The sequence below is a fragment of the Paenibacillus terrisolis genome, assembly GCF_056171975.1.
Map to the genome: position 1 here is coordinate 39,392 of NZ_JBKFGG010000027.1, position 21,574 is coordinate 60,965.

18 protein-coding genes are annotated in these 21,574 nt (G+C 50.8%); 15 read left to right on the top strand and 3 right to left on the bottom strand.

What is annotated here, in order from left to right; genetic code table 11:
* Positions 1-12: 12 nt before the first annotated feature.
* The 9 genes from ACI48K_RS19385 to ACI48K_RS19425 all read left to right on the top strand — a co-directional run bounded on the left by ACI48K_RS19385 (position 13) and on the right by ACI48K_RS19425 (position 11,452).
* The gene (locus ACI48K_RS19385) at positions 13-1,518 is read left to right on the top strand and encodes a glycosyltransferase (RefSeq protein ID WP_475029274.1); all 1,506 of its coding nucleotides are present in this window, start codon (positions 13-15) and stop codon (positions 1,516-1,518) included.
* A 3-nt stretch (positions 1,519-1,521) separates the two neighbouring features.
* On the top strand, positions 1,522-2,856 hold the full coding sequence (locus ACI48K_RS19390) for a glycosyltransferase (RefSeq protein WP_475029275.1): 1,335 nt from the start codon (positions 1,522-1,524) through the stop codon (positions 2,854-2,856).
* Between the two features lie 56 nt (positions 2,857-2,912).
* Positions 2,913-4,238: a lipopolysaccharide biosynthesis protein RfbH gene (gene rfbH / locus ACI48K_RS19395; protein WP_475029276.1), complete on the top strand. Its 1,326-nt coding sequence runs from the start codon at positions 2,913-2,915 to the stop codon at positions 4,236-4,238.
* The gene (rfbF, locus tag ACI48K_RS19400; protein WP_475029277.1) at positions 4,235-5,017 is read left to right on the top strand and encodes a glucose-1-phosphate cytidylyltransferase; all 783 of its coding nucleotides are present in this window, start codon (positions 4,235-4,237) and stop codon (positions 5,015-5,017) included. The genes rfbH and rfbF overlap by 4 nt, the downstream gene beginning before the upstream one ends.
* Positions 5,017-6,120: a CDP-glucose 4,6-dehydratase gene (gene rfbG / locus ACI48K_RS19405; protein ID WP_475029278.1), complete on the top strand. Its 1,104-nt coding sequence runs from the start codon at positions 5,017-5,019 to the stop codon at positions 6,118-6,120. Before rfbF ends, rfbG begins: the two co-directional genes overlap by 1 nt.
* Before the next feature lie 41 nt (positions 6,121-6,161).
* Complete coding sequence (locus tag ACI48K_RS19410; RefSeq protein WP_475029279.1) at positions 6,162-7,958, top strand: thiamine pyrophosphate-binding protein; 1,797 nt, start codon at positions 6,162-6,164, stop codon at positions 7,956-7,958.
* Positions 7,959-8,030: 72 nt separating this feature from the next.
* Complete coding sequence (locus tag ACI48K_RS19415; protein WP_475029280.1) at positions 8,031-8,462, top strand: MarR family winged helix-turn-helix transcriptional regulator; 432 nt, start codon at positions 8,031-8,033, stop codon at positions 8,460-8,462.
* A 40-nt stretch (positions 8,463-8,502) separates the two neighbouring features.
* Complete coding sequence (locus ACI48K_RS19420; protein WP_475029281.1) at positions 8,503-10,317, top strand: ABC transporter ATP-binding protein; 1,815 nt, start codon at positions 8,503-8,505, stop codon at positions 10,315-10,317.
* 322 nt (positions 10,318-10,639) lie between these two features.
* On the top strand, positions 10,640-11,452 hold the full coding sequence (locus ACI48K_RS19425) for an SDR family NAD(P)-dependent oxidoreductase (protein ID WP_475029282.1): 813 nt from the start codon (positions 10,640-10,642) through the stop codon (positions 11,450-11,452).
* Positions 11,453-11,521: 69 nt separating this feature from the next.
* Here the strand turns inward: ACI48K_RS19425 and ACI48K_RS19430 are convergent, their stop codons facing one another.
* Positions 11,522-12,112: a TetR/AcrR family transcriptional regulator gene (locus ACI48K_RS19430; protein ID WP_475029283.1), complete on the bottom strand. Its 591-nt coding sequence runs from the start codon at positions 12,110-12,112 to the stop codon at positions 11,522-11,524.
* A 133-nt stretch (positions 12,113-12,245) separates the two neighbouring features.
* Here ACI48K_RS19430 and ACI48K_RS19435 point away from each other — a divergent pair, with 133 nt between their 5' ends.
* From ACI48K_RS19435 to ACI48K_RS19445, 3 genes are all read left to right on the top strand, one after another.
* Positions 12,246-12,698: a CBO0543 family protein gene (locus ACI48K_RS19435; protein WP_475029284.1), complete on the top strand. Its 453-nt coding sequence runs from the start codon at positions 12,246-12,248 to the stop codon at positions 12,696-12,698.
* Positions 12,699-12,780: 82 nt separating this feature from the next.
* Positions 12,781-13,353, top strand: a complete 573-nt coding sequence (locus ACI48K_RS19440; protein ID WP_475029285.1) for a TetR/AcrR family transcriptional regulator — start codon at positions 12,781-12,783, stop codon at positions 13,351-13,353.
* Between the two features lie 144 nt (positions 13,354-13,497).
* The gene (locus ACI48K_RS19445; protein WP_475029286.1) at positions 13,498-16,617 is read left to right on the top strand and encodes an MMPL family transporter; all 3,120 of its coding nucleotides are present in this window, start codon (positions 13,498-13,500) and stop codon (positions 16,615-16,617) included.
* Positions 16,618-17,052: 435 nt separating this feature from the next.
* Here the strand turns inward: ACI48K_RS19445 and ACI48K_RS19450 are convergent, their stop codons facing one another.
* A complete protein-coding gene (locus ACI48K_RS19450) occupies positions 17,053-17,907 on the bottom strand; it encodes an AraC family transcriptional regulator (protein WP_475029287.1) in 855 nt (284 codons plus the stop codon).
* A gap of 109 nt (positions 17,908-18,016) precedes the next feature.
* On the opposite strand from ACI48K_RS19450, the gene gap reads away from it, so the two are divergent.
* The gene (gap, locus tag ACI48K_RS19455) at positions 18,017-19,018 is read left to right on the top strand and encodes a type I glyceraldehyde-3-phosphate dehydrogenase (RefSeq protein WP_475029288.1); all 1,002 of its coding nucleotides are present in this window, start codon (positions 18,017-18,019) and stop codon (positions 19,016-19,018) included.
* A 193-nt stretch (positions 19,019-19,211) separates the two neighbouring features.
* Here the strand turns inward: gap and ACI48K_RS19460 are convergent, their stop codons facing one another.
* A complete protein-coding gene (locus ACI48K_RS19460; RefSeq protein ID WP_475029289.1) occupies positions 19,212-19,631 on the bottom strand; it encodes a MerR family transcriptional regulator in 420 nt (139 codons plus the stop codon).
* A 173-nt stretch (positions 19,632-19,804) separates the two neighbouring features.
* Here ACI48K_RS19460 and ACI48K_RS19465 point away from each other — a divergent pair, with 173 nt between their 5' ends.
* Positions 19,805-20,638, top strand: a complete 834-nt coding sequence (locus ACI48K_RS19465; RefSeq protein WP_475029290.1) for an oxidoreductase — start codon at positions 19,805-19,807, stop codon at positions 20,636-20,638.
* 167 nt (positions 20,639-20,805) lie between these two features.
* On the top strand, positions 20,806-21,435 hold the full coding sequence (locus ACI48K_RS19470; RefSeq protein WP_475029291.1) for a nitroreductase family protein: 630 nt from the start codon (positions 20,806-20,808) through the stop codon (positions 21,433-21,435).
* Positions 21,436-21,574 lie beyond the last annotated feature (139 nt).

Sequence of the window (21,574 nt, forward strand, 5' to 3'; positions counted from 1 at the left end):
GGGAGATTCGCCATGATTTCCTACATTACGCCGGAGCTGGCGGGACAGTTTTTGCGCTTTGGCGAACGAACCTACATCCAGGACCATGGAGAGTTTATCGGTCCGGAGAGAATAGCTTTCGGCCACGATATTTTCATTCGTTCACCCTATCGTTTGGAGGCGAGAGCTCAAGCAGGCTTAAAAATACCCGTCATTACGATTGGCGACGGCTGCCAAATCAATCCGGGACTCCGAATTTTCGCCGAATACCGCGTCCATTTGAAACGAAACGTCCTGATCGGTCCGCATGTTTATATGAGCGACAAGATTCAAGCCGAAGACTTTCTTTCTGTCGGAATTCCGCTGCCGGAAACTTCCCCAAACGCGGAACGCCAAGGGATCGTCATTGAAGAAGGAGCTTGGGTCGGCGCCAATGCCGTATTGATGGGGAATGTGAACGTAGGCATGGGCAGCGTGGTTAAACCGAACAGCGTCGTATTTTCCGACGTCCCGGATTATTGCGTTGTTTCGGGAGCTCCGGCGACGATCGTGCAAATCTATGAACCCGCTTCAGGACAGTGGAAAGACGTGCCTTGCGAAGACGAAGCCAGGGCCATGCTGGCCGAACGGCGTGCCTGTCCGTTGATGTCGATTTGCATCCCGACTTACAATCGGGCGCCGCATTTGCAGCACCTGCTGGATTCGATTTATTCGCAGATCGGCGATTGCAGTTTGATCGAGGTAATCGTGTCGGACAATGCGTCTACCGATGCGACTTCGGAGGTAGCCGGGCGGTATGCCGATATATTTTCCAATCTGAGGTACAGCCGAAACGAGACCAACGTAGGAGCCGATCCGAATATTTATCATGTCATGAATTTGGCCCGCGGGAGATTCGTCAAGCTGCAGGGAGATGACGATTTTTATGTGGACGGAACGCTTCTCCCGCTGCTTAATCTCGTGCATTCCCATGCGGATTGCGGCGTTATCCATATCAATGTGTTGAACGGAAACGGCCAAATCAGCGTTCAGAGCGGACTTCAGGCGTATGTTGAAGCAACGTCCATTTACGGAACGTTTATCACTTCGACGATTTTTCGCCGTACGGATCTGGAACAAGTTGAAGAGCCCGATAAGTTTCTTTCGTCCTGCTACAATCATTTGTATTTGCAGTACGCGATTCTGGCGCGCAACCCGCGGTTTTGCATCATGAACAACAGCATGTTTACGTACGCCGGCAATTCCACGGACAAATACAATTTTGGAGAGGTCGTTTTCCGCAGCTTTCAGTCCATTTTACGCTACTTCATCGGTAGAGGGCTCACGGAAGAGGATTTAAGCCGGGAGAAAAAGCGCACCCTCTTCGGCTACATTATTCCCTGGTTCAGACGGATCACTGAGCCCGGAGTTCTATCGGATACGGCCGGATTTGAGCAAATTTTTGTGGAGTGCTATCATGACGAGCCCTATTTTGCCGAGGCCCTGGAAGCGATCATATCCATCAGACATCGGCAAATGTTGAGAAAGGAGCGAGGCTAGCTTATGCCGATATCCATCCACTCGCAAACCGCTTCCCGTTTTTTTCAATTCGGCGCGAACACTTTGCTTGAAGAGGGAGGCCAGTTCCTTTATCCGGAGGAAATATCCGTAGGCAGCGGCGTTACGATGCGGGCACCATACTGGCTTAATATCATCGCCAAAGGAACGGGAGCTGCGCCGAAAATTGCGATCAGCAGCGGCTGCAGCTTCGGGGAAGGCCTGATCCTGTCCGCCGTGAACCGGATCGAAATCGGCGCGAACGTCTCCGTAGGCAGGCGTGTTTGTATTTCCGACACGGATCATGAATACCGCAATACCGGTAAGCCGGTTACGACCCAAGGAATCATCGGTTCCACCGGGGAGGTCAAAATCGGGGACTTCGCGCAAATCGGAGACGGCGCGATCATAGCCGGCAGCATCCGCATCGGAAAGGGCAGCATCGTACGCCAGGGCAGCGTCGTTGAATCGGATGTTCCCGATTTCTGCGCCGTCGACGGGGTTCCGGCAAGGATAACTCAGGTTTACGTTCCGGCTCTGGGCAGATGGGTCGACACGGGCAAAGCGCCAGACGTTCTAAAACGGAAAGGCCATTCGCCGCTTTTGGCCATCTGTATCCCGGCCTATAATCGCGGCGAGCTCCTTGACCGCTGTTTAAGTTCCATTTTTAGCCAGCTTGGAAACGAATCCGCGATCGAAGTGCTGGTGTGCGACGATGCTTCAACCGACCGGACTCCGGAAGTGATGAAGTTTTATCTGGACAGGTATCCCGCCTTAAAATACTTCCGTAATCCCGAAAATATCGGGACGGTTCAAAACATCCGCCATGCGATGCGGCTTGCCGCAGGCGAGTTCGTCATGCTGCAAGCCGACGGAGATGCCTTCACGCCGGAAGCGCTGTTGGCGCTGACTGAAGCCGTGCGGAGCCACCGCGACTGCGGAATTATTCATATTCAAGCCCGTAATAACGACGGACAGGAATATACGGACGAAGGAATACGCGCTTTTCTGAAAGCATCTCCCCTAATGTCCACCCGTTTATCAGGAATTATCTTGCAAAGGGAGAGTCTCTCACAAGTAGAGCAGCTCGAATTATTCCCCGATGATGCTTCGCTTAACCTGATATATCTGCAGTATGCCATCCTCGCGGCGTTCAACCCTAAATTTTGCGTGGTGAACCGAAGTCTGTTTATCGAAGAGAATAACGAGCCGGACGGATTCCGTCTTGGGAAAGCAGCCCTGAAGGGCTGCGAGTCCATGCTGCGCCTTTTCCTTGGGAAAGGACTGACGGAAGAAGATATCCGTTCGGAAATGATTCTACTGAGTCCGAACATGGAATGAGAGACAACATATGCTGATATAAAAATAGTTTTACGTTAATAGGAGGCACGCAGCGGATGACGATTTCAGAAGGAGAACGAAGAAAGCAGATTTTGGACCTTGCGGCATTATATCACTCGGAGAAGCAGCCGTCCGCATCCTACCGCCCGGGAATCGATTATGTCCCTGTCAGCGGCAAAGTAACGGACAGCGAAGAGTTGATCAATCTGATTGATGCCTCGCTTGATTTTCATTTAACGGCAGACCGGTACGCCAGGCGGTTCGAGCAGGAATTCGCCCGGTTCATGGATCACCGTTACGCCATATTGACCAATTCCGGTTCCAGCGCCAACCTGTTAGCCTTATCCGCCTTGACTTCGCCTCAGCTTGGGGCACGAAGACTACAATCCGGGGACGAGGTCATTACGGTAGCGTCCGGTTTCCCGACAACCGTAAACCCGATTCTTCAAAACGGGCTTGTACCGGTTTTCGTGGATGTTGAGATTCCAACATACAATGTAGATCCGGCGCGGGTCGAGTCCGCCGTCAGCGACAAGACCAAAGCGATCATCATCGCCCACACGCTGGGCAATCCTTTTCCGGCCGAGGAGATTCGGCAAATTGCGGACAAATACGGGTTGTGGCTGATCGAGGACGCCTGCGATGCGGTTGGCAGCTTATACCACGGACGGAAAGCCGGAAGCTTCGGAGATCTGGCTACCGTCAGTTTTTATCCGGCGCACCATATTACGATGGGGGAAGGCGGAGCCGTATTGACCTCTTCGCCTCGGCTCAAAAAAATCGTCGAATCGTTTCGCGATTGGGGTCGGGACTGCTGGTGCGCTCCGGGTAAGGACAATACCTGCGGCAGACGATTCGGCATGCAGTTCGGAGATCTTCCCGCTGGTTATGACCATAAATACACGTACAGCCATATCGGCTATAACCTGAAGGTCACCGACATGCAGGCGGCCATCGGCGTAGCCCAGCTAAGCAAGCTGCCGGAGTTCATCGAGCGGCGCAAGCACAACTTTGCATACCTTAAGAACGCGCTGCGGCCGCTGGAGGATACGCTAATTCTTCCGGAGGCGACGCCCGGCAGCGATCCAAGCTGGTTCGGCTTCCCGATTACCGTACGGGCCAATTCGCCGCTCACCCGCAACGAATTGGTGCAGGAGCTGGAACGCGGCCGGATCGGTACGCGCCTGCTGTTCGCCGGCAATCTTTTGCGCCAGCCCGCTTATAAAGGAATTCATTGCCGGGTCGTCGGGGAACTCGCGAACAGCGATATCATCATGGAAAACACGTTCTGGATCGGTGTATACCCCGGTTTAACGGAGGAGATGCTGGCCTACGCCGCGGATACGCTTCACCGGTTGCTGAGAAAGGAAGGAGCGATATGAAGGTAGTCATTTTGGCCGGAGGCTACGGCACGCGTATCAGCGAAGAGACGGCGCTTCGGCCCAAGCCGATGATCGAGATCGGGGATCAGCCGATTTTATGGCATATCATGAACATTTACGCCTCGCAGGGGTACCGGGAATTTATCATTTGCCTGGGCTACAAAGGGAACGCAATCAAAGAATATTTCGCGCATTATCATCTGTTCGGCTCGGACGTGACCTTCGATTTCGGCTCGGGAACCAAGGATTTTACGGTTCATAACCGTTATCACGATGCCTGGAAGGTCACGCTGGTCGATACCGGCAAAGACAGCATGACCGGCGGAAGAATCCGCCGCATCCGCAAATATGTCGGCGACGAGCCGTTCATGCTGACCTACGGCGACGGGTTGGCGGACATCGATATCGGCGAACTGGTCCGGTTTCATGAGTCCCATGGCAAACAGGCCACCATCACGGCGGTCCAGCCGATGGGACGGTTCGGAGCGCTGCAGTTGGCGGAAGACGGCAAGGTACACGGCTTCGAGGAGAAACCCCACGGGGATGGAGGCTGGGTAAACGGCGGATTTTTCGTGCTTCAGCCCGAAGTATTCGACTTGATCGAAGCGGATTCGGTGGTTTGGGAGCAGCAGCCGCTGGAAAGCCTGGCCGCATCCGGCGAGCTGATGGCTTATCATCACCGCGGTTTCTGGCATCCGATGGATACGCTGCGCGATCGCAATTATTTGGAAAGCTTGTGGCAGTCCGGCAAAGCCCCTTGGAAGAAGGAGGGGAGCTGATGCTGACGGATTCGTCCTTTTGGCGGGGCAAAAAGGTATTGATCACCGGTCATACGGGTTTTAAGGGCGGCTGGCTGTGCCTTTGGCTGCAGGAGCTTGGGGCCCATGTGGCCGGGTATGCACTTCCGCCGACCGGGGTGCCGAATCTTTTTGAACTCAGCGGACTGCAAAAGTCGATGACGTCGATCATGGGCGACATTCGCGACCGGGAGCATTTGCGGCACACGATCGAGGAGCAGCAGCCGGAAATCGTTATTCATATGGCCGCTCAGCCTCTGGTGAGATCCAGCTATGAATTTCCGGCGGAAACCTACGAGGTTAATGTGCAGGGAACAGTCAACGTGCTGGAGGCCGTCCGTCTAAATCGGCTCAACGGCAGGCACGTGCGCGGACTGCTGACGGTGACGACGGACAAGTGTTACGAAAACCGTGAATGGATTTGGGGTTACCGGGAAAATGACCCGCTTGGCGGGCATGATCCGTATTCGAGCAGCAAAGCCTGCGCGGAACTGGCGGTGGCGGGATACCGCAGCAGCTTTTTCCCGCCGGAGAAGCTCGCAGAGCATGGACTTACCTTGGCCACGGCACGGGCGGGTAACGTGATCGGCGGAGGAGACTGGTCCAAAGACCGGCTCGTCCCGGACCTGATGCGATCCGTGCTGGCTGGCGAAGATGTTGTTTTACGCAGCCCGGAAGCGGTTCGCCCCTGGCAGCACGTGCTTGAGCCGCTGCATGGCTATTTGCTGCTGGCCCGGGCGATGCTGGAGCGCGGAGACGAGTTCGCGGAGGGCTGGAACTTCGGCCCGAATGAGGAAAGCACCCGAAATGTGAAGTGGATCGCGGAAGAGCTCAACGGCTTATGCGGGCAAAAGATCAGGATCCGCGTCGACGGCGGTCCGAAACCGCATGAGGCCGGAATTCTCAAGCTGGACAGTTCCAAAGCGCGCAATCGGCTCGGCTGGCGGCCCAAGTGGGATGTCGAGGAAGCGCTGCGGCGGACGGTCGAATGGTACCTGGCCTTTACAGGCGGTGCGGATATGAAGGAAGTTTGTTTGCGGCAGATTCGCGAGTATGCGGAAAATGAATTTAATGACATTAAATAAATACCGGGAGAAAAAACGTATAAGCTGGAAGGAGGAGAACCGTGAAACTTTCGGATTACGTTATTGATTTTTTGAGCCGGAAGGGAGTGAACCATATCTTCGAAATGGCCGGCGGCGCGATCGTGCATCTATTGGATTCGACTTACGGAAGAGAGGACATCCGCTGCGTTTCTCTGCATCATGAGCAGGCGGCCGCCTTTGCGGCGGAGGGCTACAGCCGGGCGGGCGGCGCTTTTGGCGTGGCCATGGCCACAAGCGGGCCGGGGGCACTGAACATGCTGACCGGGATCGGCAGCTGTTATTTCGATTCCGTTCCTTGCCTTTTCATCACAGGGCAGGTAAATACGTACGAATACAAATTCGATAAGCCGATCCGTCAGCAGGGCTTTCAGGAGACGGATATCGTCAGCATCGTCAAGCCGATTACGAAATATGCCGAAATGGTGCTTAACCCGGGGCAAATCCGTTACCAGCTGGAGAAGGCGGTGTTCCTGGCCGGTCACGGTCGGCCGGGTCCGGTGCTGCTGGACATTCCGATGAATGTTCAGCGTGCCGAAATCGATCCCGAGCAGCTGGTCGGCTACACGGAAGAGGCTGATGCGGCCAACGACGGTTCAGGCAGTGAAGGAGAGACCGCGAAGTCCGACATTCTGCGCCGGGTTCTTGCGCTGCTTCGGACGGCGGAGCGGCCAATCATCCTTGCCGGAGGCGGAATCCGGGCCGCTCATGCCGAGGAAGAACTGCGCCGGTTCATCGAAATAACCGGCATCCCGATGGTTGGCTCGCTGATGGGGCTCGACCTGCTGCCCGGCGAACATGCCTTAAACGCCGGCCTGATCGGCTCATACGGCAACCGTTACAGCAACCTTGCGGCAGCCAACTGCGATGTTCTGCTTATTCTCGGCTCCCGGCTGGATACCCGGCAAACGGGAACAAGGCCGGACACCTTTGCTCGCGGAGCCGTAAAAATCCACGTCGATATCGAAGACACCGGAATCGAGAATAAAATGAACATCGAGCTGCCTGTTCGTATGGACGTTAAGGAGTTTCTGCTCGGTCTCATGATTGAACTGGCGGAGTCCGAGTCTGCGCTGCCCGATTACGCAGTCTGGCGGGAGCGGATTGCGAACGCCAAAGCCAGGTATCCAAGCGGCGGAATTCCGCGGCCGGGAAGCAGCGTTATCGAACCTAACCGCTTCATGGAGTTTATTTCCGATTTTCTCGGAGAAAAGGATACGGTCGTGCTCGACGTCGGTCAGCATCAGATGTGGGCCAGTCAGTCGCTGCGGCTTAAAGAAGGCGGGCGGCTGATCAATTCGGGCGGCATGGGGGCGATGGGCTTCGCTTTGCCTGCGGCAATCGGGGCGGCGTTATCCGATCCCCCGCGAAGAGTGATCGTCATCGCCGGAGACGGCGGTTTCCAGGTCAATATCCAGGAGCTGCAAAGCCTTGTCCGGCTTAAGCTGCCGATCAAAATTATCGTCATGAACAACCGCCATCTAGGTATGGTCCGGCAATTTCAGGATTTGTACATGAACGGGCGTCAGCAATCAACGGTAGATGGCTATAGTTGTCCCGATTTCGTCCGCTTGGCTGAGGCGTACGGCATTCCGGCACTGCGGATACGGGGCTGGGAGGGGGCCAGGGAAAAGCTGGCGACGGCGCTGACCATCCCGGGAAGCGCGCTTGTCAACGTTGATTTGGAAAGGGATACGACGGTCGTCCCCAAACTCGCCGTCAACCGGCCGGTCGAGGATATGCATCCCTTTCTTGAGCGGGAGACACTGCGGAGCGAGATGCTGGTGGAACCGCTCGCAGATCCAAATCTTGATCTTTAACTGAAGTGCCGCTATAATTAGTTATCGTTAGGAACAGTTCACGATAGAAACTAATTAAGGCGGTATTTTCCTATGGCTGACAAACAGCAAATTAAGGAGGTTTACCATTCCTTTTTCGCCGTTACCCGGCATCTTACGAAGCTGGCTCAGCAAAGCGCGGCCGATATCGGACTGACCGTCAATCAGCTCTTGATTATGGGAGCGGTACGGGAGAAGCCGGGCCAGACGCAAAAGGAAATCACGGAGCGGCTGGTGTTCGCCAAAAGCCGGGTCAGTCTGCAGATCGACGCGCTTGTCGATAAAGGACTTGTGATCCGGCAAATTTCCGAACAGGACCGCAGAGAAACGAAGCTGTACCTGTCTCCGGCAGGGGAAGAGCTGTATTCGCGCCACGGCCGGGAGACCTTGTCCATTCAGGCGCTGGCCGCTTCTTTGCGGCATTTTTCACCGGAAGAAATCGATTCTCTTCTGTCATTGCACCAGAAATTGCTTTCGCATTTATGAAAAATACCTATCTCGGAAGATGACGTAAAGGGTGATCCTGATGGCAAGAATGTACGGCTCTCCCGGCTTCGGCCGGATAAAATTCGATGAAGGGGCGCAAAAGCCCGACATCTCCAAAGCGATGCTGATGCGTATTTTCCGCTATTTCAAGCCATATTGGCGGCAAACCGTGTTGGTGCTGCTCATATTGCTGGTTACTTCGGTCCTCGGACTGCTGCCCCCGATCTTCATCCAGCAAATCGTCGATCATGCGCTCCCGGATAAAAACTTGCGCCTGCTTACGATCCTCGTGCTCACATCGCTCGGGACGACACTCGCCGCAAGCCTGTTCGGCGTTCTGCAAAGCTACCTGAATTCGTATATCTCGCAAAGCATCGTTTATGATCTGAAGAACCAGATGTACCGCCATTTGCAGCAGATGCCCTTGCAATTTTTTACGGCCGTGAAGCAGGGGGAGGTCATTACAAGAATGACCGGGGACATCTCCGGAATTCAAAGCGTGTTCAGCGGCACGGTCGTCAGTTTTGCCAACAATGTGTTCGTGCTCTCCACCACGGTGGCGACCCTCATGTATATGAACTGGAAGCTGGCGCTGCTCGGCATTATTATCGTGCCGCTCAGCATTGTACCGACCCGCCGAATGGCCAGGGTGCGCTGGAAAATCGCCAAGGAAACGCAAGAGAAAATGTCGGAGCAAAACCAAATCATCCAGGAAACGCTGAGTCTTAGCGGCTATCTGCTGATGAAGCTGTTCACCCGGGAAAAAGAGGAATACGCCGGCTTCCAAAAAGTCAACGCGGAGTCGACTCGGCTTCAAATCCGGGAATCGATGGCGGGACGCTGGTTCCTCATGCTGCTGTCGACCTTTACAAGCGTAGGCCCCATGATGATTTACCTGTACGGCGGATACCTCTTCATTCACGGTGAAATTTCGGTAGGGGCGATCATCAGCTTCGTAGCGCTCTTGGGACGGATTTACGGTCCGTTTAACCAGCTCACGAATCTATACGTAGAGATCAACCGGTCGGCGGCGCTTTTTGAACGGATCTTCGATTATTTCGATATGGAACCGCTTATCGTGAATCGTCTGGAAGCTCGTCCTAAGGATTTGGCGCAGCAGGATATCGTATTTGAAGACGTCCATTTTTATTATCAAAAAGATAAACCAATCCTCCGCAACATCTCGTTTAACGCCGCCGCAGGTACTATGACGGCGCTCGTCGGCCCCAGCGGGGCGGGGAAAACGACGATCACCAACCTGATTCCGCGTCTCTACGAGATGGATTCGGGCAGGATCCGGATCGGCGGCACCGATATCCGCGACATGACGCTGGAATCGCTGCGCTCCCAGATCGGGCTTGTGACTCAGGACAGCTATCTGTTTAACGGCACGATCCGCGAGAATTTACTGTACGCGAAAAGCGGCGCCAGCTACGATGAAATGGTGGCGGCGTGCAAAGCGGCATATATTCACGATTTCATTATGGAGTTCCCGGACGGGTACGACACGGTGGTCGGCAATCGCGGGATCAAGCTGTCCGGCGGAGAGAAACAGCGTATCTCCATCGCAAGGGTGCTGCTCAAAGATCCGGCGATCATCATCATGGACGAGGCGACCTCGTCGCTGGATACCGCGTCGGAGTTCTATATTCAGCAGGCGATGAACCTGCTCCTGAAGAACAAGACAAGCCTTGTGATCGCGCACCGGCTATCGACGATTATGGCTGCGGAGAAAATTCTCGTCGTGCAGGACGGAGCCATCGTAGAGGAAGGGCGGCATGAGGAGCTTTTATCCCGGAACGGGGTTTATAAAGATCTGCACAGTAAGCAATTTGAGAAAAGAGTTTTTTCTTAATGGCATGAAATATTCGAAATTACTTTGATCCCGACCTCAACGCGCTATAGCGCACAACGATCCTGAACTCGCCGTCCGCTTTCCGGTTGAACAGCCGATTCTTTCGAGCGCCGACATGATCGCCCCATTCCTAAAGGATTCCGATTGCAATCTTTAAGTTAAAACCGCTCCAGGTTCCGAATCGACCCTGAGCGGTTTTTTATTTGGAAGTTTCATGCATCAAGTTGACGGCAGGATATCCTATATATATAATAAAAATGAACGGTCTGTCTTTTTTTGAAAGAATAGAAGTTACAATCTAAATTTGTGAGGAGTGGGTTCGATGAGCAAAGTTTGGTTTATCACCGGAACATCATCCGGCTTTGGTCGCCAATTCGTAGAGCAGCTGATGGAAACGGAGGATCGAATCGTGGCCACGGCGCGCAATATCGATTCCATTGCCGATCTGAAGGAAAGAGCGCCCGAGCGGGTACATATCGCCGCATTGGACGTTACGAATAAAGGGCAAATTCAAGCCGCGGTTCAGGAGGCCGTAGAACGGTTCGGAAAAATCGACATCGTCGTCAACAATGCCGGTTACGGGTTATTTGGCATGCTGGAGGAATATACGGACGAGCAGATTCACAACCAATTCGACGTTAATGTTTTTGGGATGCTTGACGTGATCCGCGAAACCTTGCCGTTCTTCAAACGCCAGGGATCGGGGCACTACGTGAACCTCTCGTCCGTCTTTGGCGTTTGGGCGATCCCCGCCTTCAGCGTCTATGCCGCCTCCAAATTCGCGGTGGAAGGCTTCTCCGAGGCCATGGCAGCGGAACTTGCGCCTTTTGGCATCAAGACAACGATCGTAGAACCCGGCGTTTTTCAGACCGAGTTTATGGGGCAATCCAGAAAAACGTCAAATCCCAAACCGGAATACACCCCAGTGTATGATGCCTTCTATCAAGGTTATGAACAAGTGAAAAAAGGGGACCAAAGCAAAGCGGTTGAAGCCATCATCGCCATGGTCAACAGTGAGCAGCCGCCGCTTCATTTTCCGGTCGGTGCGACTGCTACTTACGGCATTCGCGATGCTTTAAGCCGGAGAATCGAGGAAGTTAAGGAATGGGAGAAGGGTTCCCTGATTGCCGAATGAGCTAACATCGCAGCAAAGCCGAGCGTCCCCTCTTAGGGGGGGCCGGCTTTATTCGTTTCAAGCCCATTTTTATTGAAGCGCCTTAACGTATTGGAACAACTGATTCTTGACGGTTTCGATGGGTGAGGAGGAGGGGAACAGCTTTCGCATGATCAGTCCGCCTTCGACGGCGGAAAGAATAAATAACGCGGCGTCTTTTGCGTTGACCTCGGAGCGAAATTCGCTATTGCTGATCCCTGTGGTTATAATCCCTTCAAGTCTCGCCAGCAGGCGATTCATGGCTTCCTGGGCCATTCGGAAAAGAGGGCCCGAAACGTTGTCCGCTTCGACTGTGGCGTTAACGATCGGACAACCGCCGGGATAATCGAGATCGGTATAGAGATCGATAAACGCAAGCAGCTTTTCGAGGGAGGTTGGCTTTGAAGCCAGGGACGCCTCAATCTGCTCACTCACCGAAGCGCAGGAATAATTGAAAGATTCCATCATCAAATCTTCTTTGTCTTTGAAATGATTATATAATCCGCCTTTCTGCAGGCCGGTCGCATCCGTGATTTGGGCAAGAGAGGTAGACAAATATCCGTGCTGGTTGAATAGCAAAGACGTTTTTTCGATGACGAATTGCTTGGTTTTTTCTCCTTTGCGAATGTGAATCTCCTCCAAAAAATAAAGACTATTCGTTCACTTTTTATTTTAAGCTTCAGTATCGGAAATTGTCAAAAGCCAATAAACTTGTGAAAACGCCGGTTATCGCCATATGGATAGGAGGGCATACTGCTATTTGAGGTGAGGCATTTTGCTGTTTAATATCGTAGCCGGATTTTTGATTCCCTGGATCGCCGGATTCTTTTTGATAAAATACGACAAAACGACGATGGTAACGGTATTCCCGGTTGCCGGGCTGCTGTCGCTTTTGTTTAACGATATCGGCATCTATAAGCATTGGTGGATTTTGCATCCCAAAAACTTGGAATCTGTCACGACCATTCCCTTTAATCTCGGACTTTACCCGATTGTGGCCAGTCTGATGATCTTTTGCATCAAACGTTTCCGTCTCAACGATTTGTTTCAGGTGATCCTGTTTGCCATGATCTTGACCGGCATTGAATTTTGCATTGTCAGCCTGGGGCGGATTGAATACGGAAACGGTTGGAATGTCGGGTGGACGCTGGTATCTTATCTCATCGCGTTTGCGCTGGTATATGTGTACTACCGGTTGCATTCCCGATTTTTTGCCGACATTCTCTGAAGGGCTTGATTTTTAAACTTGACGATATATAATGGGTTTAGTTGCGGAATGAATAGTCATTCCGTTTGAGGGGTGTAACCATATGGCGACCGTGAGCAAGAAAGACGCAATCCTTGATGCGGCCTTAAAGCTGTTTGCCGAGCGCGGGTTTGACGCGACTACCATGCCGATGATCAGCGATTTGGCGGGAGTGGGGGCAGGCACGATTTACCGTTACTTTGAGAGCAAGGAAGTCTTGCTCAACAGTTTATTTCAAAAGTGCATGCTTGAATTTTCGGAGGCCCTGGAACTGGGGAAACCTGATTCCGGCAGATCGGTTCGAGAAGACTTCCATCATCTATTCAGCGGTCTGTTTCGGTTTGGCCAAGCGGACCCATATCGACTGAAGTTTATTTGCACAACCGGAAACGAGCTATATTTCGATGAGAAGAACAAATCGCTTATGAGCACTTTTCTATCCGGTATTGAAGCTACCATTGCCAGAGGACAGCAGGAGGGGCAAGTTCGTTCGCTCCCGACGCCGGCGCTGATTTCCATCGTGTTTGGCGCTTTTCTTCAAATGTCCGAGATTTTTCGCAAAGGTATACTGGTGGAAACTCCGGAGCTCGTTAGTGAGCTCGAAGACTGCTGCTGGAATGCGGTAAGGATCCAATAACCTGGATCTATAGCGTAGGAGGAATGAATATTCATTCCCCTATGAGGAAGTGAATACCCTCGACGATTCGATCAATTTACATTGATCTTTATTATATACGGAATGAATATTCATTCCTAACTTACATCAAGGTGGTCGTGAACATTGAAAAAGCTATTGAATGCCCGAACTCTTTCTTTTATTGTCTGGTGTCTCGTCACGGTAGTCGCTTTACTGAATATGCCCGATTTCGACCAATTGGTGAGAGATAAGGGACAAATCTCTTTGCCGGGAACGGCGGAGAGCAGCGCCGCATCCTCCATGATCAAGCAAATGAGCGAAAGCGGAAAAGAGGAGCAATCCATTGTTCTGGTCTTTAACAGCGGCAGCAAGCAGGCGCTCAGCGATTCGCAAAAGGATGAAATCAACCGGGTGCTTGAGGACCTGAAAGCCAAACAATCGGAGCTGCGCTTAAATGAGATCGTTACTTATCTGGACGGGGAGGAGCAGGCCAAACGCCTGGTCTCCGAGGACAAGACGACAATTCTGGCGAATATCACCATAACGAGAGACGAGAACAGACCGGTTAATAAAGTCGCGGAGGATCTCAACAAAATCATCAAAATTCCCGAGGTTCATACGTATTTGACCGGGGCTTCATTGGTCGTCAGTGACTTTAGCGATTCCATTAAGACCGGAGTCCAAAAAACCGAGGTCATTGCCGTCCTGTTCATTTTGGTTATTTTGGTCATCGTTTTCCGTTCCCCGATCATTCCGCTTATTTCGTTGTTAACGGTTGGCGTGTCGTATCTGGTATCTTTATTTATCATCGGACATATGGTCGGAAGCTTCGATTATCCGTTCTCCAACTTTACGCAGGTGTTTATGGTCGTCGTATTGTTTGGGGTAGGCACGGACTACAACATCTTGCTATACACCAGGTTTAAAGAAGAGTTGAACAGACAAGATAACGTATTGTCCGCCGTAAAAGTGACGTTCAAAACGGCCGGCAAAACGGTCTTGTACAGCGGGCTTGCCGTATTTATAGGCTTTTTGGTCCTGCTGCTGGCCAAATTCAGATTGTATCAAGCCACCTCGGCCGTAGCTTTCGGGGTCGCCATTCTGATTATTGTGCTGAATACGCTGAATCCCTTTTTCATGACTTTGCTTGGCAAAAAGATGTTTTGGCCGTCCAAAAAATTCACCGGACATGCGGATAATCGCTTGTGGAGCTTCCTGTCTCGCCAGTCGGTGCTGCGGCCGTTTGTCGCAATCGTTCTTGTCGGAGCTTTAAGTGTTCCGTTTTTCCTTAGCTACAGCAAGCAGCTCGCTTATGACGACCTGGCTGAAGTCGGAGATTCCTATCCATCCAAGCAGGGGATTAACGTGATCGACCAACATTTTGCCGCCGGCTTCTCTGCGCCGGTCACCCTGGTGCTTCAAGCGGATCGTCCGCTCGATAATCAGGAAACCCTTAAGGCGCTAGACGAACTGACCGGTAAAATTTCCAAATCGGACGGGATTTCCAAGGTGTACAGCGCTACCCGTCCAACCGGGGAGAAAATCGACGAATTGTACATTAACGATCAATCCGGTAAAGTAGGCGACGGGGTTGGGCAAGCAAATGAGGGAGTCGGGACGATCAAAAACGGACTGTCATCGGTTACCGACCAGCTTAAATCCACGGAGGATCTAAGCAATGTAGAGCAGTTGATCGATGGAACCGCCGAGCTGAAAACCGGCGTTTCTGCCTTGGAAAAAGCGATGAACCAAGTGACGGCCGGGCTTCACAGCGGTACGTCCGGAGCGGCATCCCTTTCGGAAGGATTAATGACATTAAAGGAAAAAATTCAAGTTTTATCTGCCGGAACCCGGCAATTGGAGCAAGGTTACGGCAAACTCCAGCAGGGCCTTGGTTCATATAGTGAATTGTTCGCGACTATGAAAACCTCGATCAAAGGCGCCATGGACGGCTACGAGCAAATTGAGGCTAGTATGACGAATGTCGTACGCAACAATCCGTCTGTGGCGAGCGACGCCGATGTACAAAAAGTGCTCGGCATTGCCGCGGCGGCCCAGAAGCAGCTAAACGAGCTGTATACGCAGATGGATCCGCTGACGGCTCAATATGCTTCGGCAATGGACCGTTTTAAAGAAGCGAATACCTCTTTGGCGGAGATCAGCGGAGGATTGACGCAGGTCACTGCCGGCGTAGATCAGCTTCAGGCTGGAGCCGACAAGCTGCAAACGGGGTTAGCCAGCGGGGCCAAAGGTTCTGGCCAAATTGCCGCCAAAACCTCGGATGTCGAAGCGGGGCTCGAGAAAATCGGCAGCGGCCAACAGCAATTGTATGACGGCTTGCAAGGCCTGCAAGGCAAAATGAATGAGCTGAAAAAGGGGCTGGGCCAAAGCACGGAAGGACTTGCCAGCATTTCGGAAGGGCTGGATTCGGCGTCGGATTACCTGGATAACCTGAGTCAATCCGCGGCATCCCAAAGCTTTTATATCCCCGAAGATGTATTGAAGGGCAAGGATTTTCAGCAGTCGCTGGATACGTATATGTCGAAAGACCGGAAAACCGCAGAAATCACCATCATTTTGGAATCGAACCCTTATTCCAGAGAAGCCATGGATACGGTTAATCATTTGAACGCCCAACTGGATTCCGCTTTGAAGGGGACGGAGCTCGCGGATGCCAGACTCGCGTTGGGAGGAGTAACGCAGCAAAACCTGGATCTGCAGGACATTGCCGGGGGAGACTTCGATCGAACATCCGCCATCATGCTGATCGGGATCGGGATCATGCTGATTCTCATTACGCGTTCCTTCTGGCCGCCGGTATTCATCATCGGCTCTTTATATCTGACCTATCACATCGCGCTTGGCGTCAATGAACTGATCGCCACCACGCCGCTAAGCGTCGACAGCTTAAGCTGGAACGTACCGTTCTTTACCTTCATTATGATCATCACGCTCGGCGTGGATTACAGCATCTTCCTGATGATGCGGTACCGGGAGATTGAGGGAAGCCCCACGCACGCCATTACGATGGCCTCGAGAAACATCGGAGGAGTCGTCATCTCCGCGGCCGTGATTTTGGGCGGAACCTTTGCGGCGCTGATGCCGTCCGGCGTGGTCACATTAATCGAAGTGGCCATTGGAGTAATCATCGGGCTGGCGCTTCTGAGCTTGATCATGCTGCCGATTTTGTTCCCGGCGCTGATGAACCTTTTGGATAAGGCCGGGAGGTTCCAGAAGAGGGAGCCAAGGGAATTAAACGAATAGCCCATGATGCACGGTGCGCAGGTCCGCGCGCGGCGGTTTCTCGAAAACCGCATTTTCCCGAAAATAGCAGTACAAAATGGTCGTATTTCGGGAAAACATCCAAAAGCGAGGGGAAAAGGAACTCTTCTGAAGAAATAAAGCCATAAAACGGCGCTATTCATTCAGAATGAGGCCTCTCAGTGGAAATAAGGCCATATAAGACTGCTATTTTGAGTGTCGCAGGGATGCTTCGTTTGGGGATCGTTGACCAGAGCAGACCATTTGTTCTGACGCAAATCCTCGAAGTCGGTCCGGAATCTGGCTTCGATCTGGCAGGGGATTTCTGCTCTGTTGTTTGTGATAAATTTTAGAGGATATCCAAAAGCCAGCATAGATGACTTTTGGATATCCTCTTTTCGTTTATTCCGGGCCGCTTGATCGGCTCTCCTTTAACCCTTATTGGGCCGTAGAGAACTTGCGGGAAATATTCCGATAGGCTGTAGGAGACAGTCCTCTTTTAGCCGTGAATTGTTTGATGAAATAAGTGTCATACTCAAATCCGGTGGAACGCGCAATGTCATTTAAGCTCATGTCTGTATGAGAGAGAAGATCCCCCGCAACCTTCAAGCGGTGCGACAGCAAGTAGCCCATCGCCGTGCTCCCGCATCTTTCCTGAAACATTTTGTTGAGAGACACGCGGTTCAAATGCGCACAATTCGTTAAATCTTGCAAAATAATTTTATCGGGATAATGGGTGTGTATATATTCCAAAACCAAATCCACAGGCGATTGTTCGCTTTGGCGGTTCAAATCCTCAAGCAAACCCAGTATTTGAATGAGGTATTTTTTGATTCTGCACACCCAGCGCGCATCGCTTTGCGCATAGACTTCCGTTCCGAGCACAAAAAACCATTCAAATAATTTCGGATAGGCTTCTTCGGTTACATGTGGTACTGCGGTGCGAGTAGAGCCGCCTTGAAAAAGCGAAAGGCCCGATTGTATTTTGAGATTAGCCGGAAAATAATCTTCCGTTTCGGAAATCCGGATGGTGTTCAGAAAATCAGGATGATAGCTAAACGATTGCGCGAAGACGTTATGTTTATCGGAAATCTGCAGCTTATCGTCTTTGGACAAACAAAGAATCCCCGGGGCAGAAACGGATATCGGGCGCTCATTAAGCGAGCCGGATATGCTTCCGGACGTAATAAAGATTAAAGTAAACCGCTCCGGATAGGGAAGAGACTCAAAATCCTCGGCGGCGACAAATTCGATTTTCAGCGTTCTTTTTTTGTGGCGATCCACTTGCGGCATGATTTTCACCTGACAGATAGTATAGTCAAATACTTCTTTTATGACAGTGTATCACAAAAACCACAGGGATATAATAAGGACGAAAACAAAGAAAGGTGGTTATATCAGGATGGAGATCAATATTGCAATTAACGGTTTTGGCAGAATCGGGAGGCTGGCGTTTCGGCAGCTTTTTGATATGGAAGGATTTCGCATTGCGGCCATCAATGATCTTACGAGCCCTAAAATGCTGGCGCATTTGCTAAAGCACGATACAACGCAAGGACATTATGCCGAAAAAATTGATTATAGCGATAACAGCTTGATCGTAAATGGCTTGGAAATTCCGATCTATGCCGAAAAGGACCTCGGAAAACTCCCGTGGAAAGAATTGAAAATCGATGTTGTTTTGGAATGTACAGGCTTTTTCGCATCTAAAAAAGGGGCGGCAGCGCACATTGAAGCGGGCGCAAAAAAGGTACTTATATCCACTACCGCCGGGAACGATGTTCCGACTGTCGTGTACGGCATCAACGAACACACGTTGACCAAAGACGATACGATTGTTTCGGCCGCATCCTGCACGACGAATTGCCTTGCTCCAATGGTGTATTTCTTGAATGAACTGGCGCCGATCCAAAAGGGCTTTATGACCACAATACACGCTTACACAAACGACCAAAATACCCTTGACGGCCCACATGCCAAAGGCGATTTGCGCCGGGCCCGCTCTGCGGCCGGCAACATTATTCCCACCACAACCGGGGCGGCAAAAGCGATAGGACTCGTTATTCCGGAATTAAACGGCAAGCTGGACGGGACATCGCAAAGAGTTCCGGTCATGGCAGGATCGCTGACGGAATTAACCGCCGTTGTGACCGGCTCGGTAACAGCGGAGCAGGTCAACGAGAAAATGGCGCAGTCCACATCGGAGGTGTACGGATATACCGAGGAAGAACTTGTTTCCTCCGATGTCATCGGCATGACTTACGGCAGCTTGTTTGATGCGACTCAGACAAAAGTAACGGAGCTCGGAACGGATACATTGGTAAAAATCGCAGCGTGGTACGATAATGAAAACTCCTTTACCAGCCAAATGATCCGTACCGCAAAATATCTGGCGAATTTGTAAATAATGAAGAACAAGTTGCGGTTAATGTTGTAAGCAAATGATGTACAAACAAAAGAGTCCGACCATCGGCTAGGATTGTGGGGGAGATGCATCCCGGGCTGAAGGCCGGGCTTTTTGCTTACATTCCCGATGGAATTGCATTCAGTGATCTTTAGCTAAGGATATAATCTTTTTGATGTCGCAAACTTTTTTATTAACGCTTCATTTCCTCTGTAAATACGCAATTATTTTGTGTATGTATCGATGCCGTCCCAATATCTAAAGCTGTTTTGTAATACCAAATCTTATAATCTATTTTCTCCATATACTTTTCCAGTTCAGCAATTTTCTCCGCAACTACTTTTTTATGAGTTTCAAATACTTCAAGTCGCTGCTTTAATGTGGCGTCTCCTTGCATACCCCATTCAATATACTGTCTGATCTTTTTTACCGGCATACCGCTATTTTTCAAACATGTTATTACTCCAAGCCATTCAAAATCACTCTCTTTAAAGTCTCTGTTGCCAGCCTTATTACGATCAACGAAGGGTAATAAGCCTTGTTTGTCATAGTAGCGCAATGTATGTACAGATAATCCTGTCCTGCCGGCAACCTGACTAATGGTATATCCCAATGTATTATCCACCTTTTTTATAAAATAATAATTATTGTATAGGTTAGTTTGGGCCTTAAGTCAAGAAGGTATTCGATAGCAAAAAAATTCACGCAAGATGCTTGACTTAGACTATGCTCTAGGGCTTAAGTTTTTTTTGCATCAAAAATATCAATTAAAAGGGAGAGAGATAAATGAATAAAAGCAGCGTTTGGCTGATCACCGGATGTTCCACCGGATTCGGTAGAGAACTAGCAAAAGCAACGATTAAAGCCGGTAATAACGTGGTTGTTACAGCTAGGAAACTTGATTCGATCACCGATTTGGTTAACGGGAATCCTGACAACGTTCTGGCAGTGGAACTCGACGTTACCAAACCCGATCAAATCGTAAATACAGTAAATGCCGCAAATGAGAAATTTGGGCGGATCGACGTACTCGTCAATAACGCCGGAATCGGTTATTTTAGCTCCATTGAAGAAGCCGACGAAGAAGAAACCCGAAAAATGTTCGAGATCAACTTTTGGGGTCTAATGCATATGACCAGCGCGGTTTTACCTTATATGAGAAGCCAGCGATCAGGACATATTATTAATATTTCGTCAATTGGAGGTTTCGCTTCTTTTCCTGGAGTCGGTTACTATAATGGCTCGAAACACGCCGTTGAAGGTATATCGGAGGCTCTTGCGAAAGAGGTGGCGCCATTTAATATTCGTGTAACTTTGATTGAACCCAGCAATTTCCGTACGGATTGGGCCGGACGCTCAGCCGCTAAAACGAAATCAGCGATCCAGGAATATGAGGATCTTATCTCTCCATTTATAAGCGGAGAAGGCCATGGAAATGAGCCCGGAGACCCAAGAAAAGCTGCACAGGCAATCGTTGGCATTGCCGAGTCTGAGAAACCGCCGCTTCGATTATTGCTTGGATCGGATGCTTACCATATAGCGATAGACAAATATACAACGTTACTGAAACACATCGAAGAATGGAAAGAAGTAACGGTCAATGCCGATTTCCAAAATTGAATGCTGGAACCTTTAATTTTAAGAAAGAGATGTTCGTAATAAAGGGGGAGAAGTTGCCGGATCCAGCAAAGGGATCTTGTAATCGCATAATCCAGGCCGTCGAAAAATGAACACTTACCGCTTAGTTTTGGAACTATTGAATAAACTACGTATCCTTGGAGGAGAAAATGAGCACTCAAGAACAAGCCGCTGTTTTTAACGTTTTGGAAGGACGACATTCCGTTCGAGAATATCAAGCCAACTTTAAAATTCCAAAGCCGGATCTTGATAAATTATTGACGACTGCTGCGACAGCTCCATCTGCTTGGAACTTACAGCATTGGAAGCTTCTCTTGATCGACGATCCAACGCAAAAAGAAAAATTGCTTCCAATCGCTAACGGTCAGCAACAAATCGTACAAAGCTCCGTCGTGATTGCAGTGCTTGGCGATCTGGAAGCGAATAAAAACACGGAAATCGTTTATGGACCGGCGGTTGAAGCAGGGAAGGTGCCGCAAGAAGTTAAAGTCCGTCTGGCTACTCAAATCGCCGACCATTACCAAGACTCTCAATTTGCTCGCGATTCTGCATTCAGCAATGCCGGCCTGTTCGCTATGCAACTGATGATTACGGCCAAAGCGATGGGCTATGATACATGCCCAATGGTTGGCTATGATCGGGAAAAGTTCGTTAAGACGTTCAACGTTCCGGTTCGTTACGCGCCGGTTATGTTAATTTGCGTCGGTCTGGCCCTTAAGCCTGGACGTCCTTCAAGTCGGTTTCGTTTGAATCAGTTCGTAGTATCCAACTCGTTTTAATTTAATATAGAAGACGGTAAGGCTCTCGCACATGAGAGCCTTATCAAGATGTCTCAAACTACTCATTGCAAGCTTATCGAAAATAGGACGGTATAGCATTAATTATTAACCCTGCCGCGAATAAAAAGGAGGGACTTTT